The following is a 1,180-nucleotide window of genomic DNA, read 5'->3' on the forward strand; positions in this document are numbered from 1 at the left end:
CTACGATAGTTGCTACAACACCAGCACCTACAGTACGACCACCTTCACGGATAGCAAAACGAAGACCTTCATCCATCGCGATTGGTGCGATTAGAGTTACTGTCATCTTGATGTTATCACCAGGCATTACCATTTCTACGCCTTCTGGTAACTGTACGTCACCAGTTACGTCAGTTGTACGGAAGTAGAACTGTGGACGGTAACCTTTGAAGAATGGAGTATGACGACCACCTTCATCTTTAGAAAGTACGTATACTTCTGAAGTGAATGTAGTATGTGGGTTGATTGAACCAGGCTTAGCTAGTACTTGACCACGTTCAACGTCTTCACGCTTAGTACCACGTAGAAGTGCACCAATGTTCTCACCAGCACGACCTTCGTCAAGAAGCTTACGGAACATTTCAACACCAGTACAAGTAGAACGAGTTGTATCATTGATACCAACAATTTCTACTTCGTCATTGATGCGGATGATACCAGCTTCAACACGACCAGTTACAACAGTACCACGACCCTGGATTGAGAAAACGTCTTCGATAGGCATGATGAATGGCTTATCGATGTCACGCTCTGGCTCTGGGATGTAAGAATCAAGTGCGTTTGCAAGCTCAACAATCTTATCTTCCCACTCTTTCTCGCCTTCTAACGCTTTAAGCGCAGAACCAGCGATTAGAGGTAAGTCATCACCTGGGAAATCGTATTCAGAAAGAAGTTCACGAACTTCCATTTCTACTAGTTCAAGTAGCTCTTCGTCATCAACCATGTCACATTTGTTCATGAATACGATGATGTAAGGAACGCCAACCTGACGAGAAAGAAGGATGTGCTCACGCGTTTGTGGCATAGGGCCATCTGTCGCAGCAACTACTAAGATCGCGCCGTCCATTTGAGCAGCACCAGTGATCATGTTTTTAACATAATCGGCGTGACCAGGACAATCTACGTGTGCGTAGTGACGTGTAGGAGTATCGTATTCAACGTGAGACGTTGAAATAGTGATACCACGTTCGCGCTCTTCTGGAGCGTTGTCGATTGATGCGAAATCTTTAGCAACACCGCCGTATACTTTTGCAAGTACGTTAGTGATTGCTGCAGTTAGTGTAGTTTTACCGTGGTCAACGTGGCCGATTGTACCAACGTTTACGTGCGGTTTTACGCGTTCAAACTTTTCTTTTGCCAT

Annotated in this window: 1 protein-coding gene; it reads right to left on the reverse strand. The window is 45.1% G+C overall.

All coding sequences use genetic code 11. The features are described 5' to 3' along the window. A partial coding sequence (gene tuf / locus H5159_RS20710) for an elongation factor Tu (protein ID WP_154904299.1) occupies window positions 1–1,180 on the reverse strand: 1,180 nt, incomplete at its 3' end.

It is taken from the genome of Pseudoalteromonas sp. SG43-1 (assembly GCF_014164415.1).
GTDB lineage: Bacteria > Pseudomonadota > Gammaproteobacteria > Enterobacterales > Alteromonadaceae > Pseudoalteromonas > Pseudoalteromonas distincta.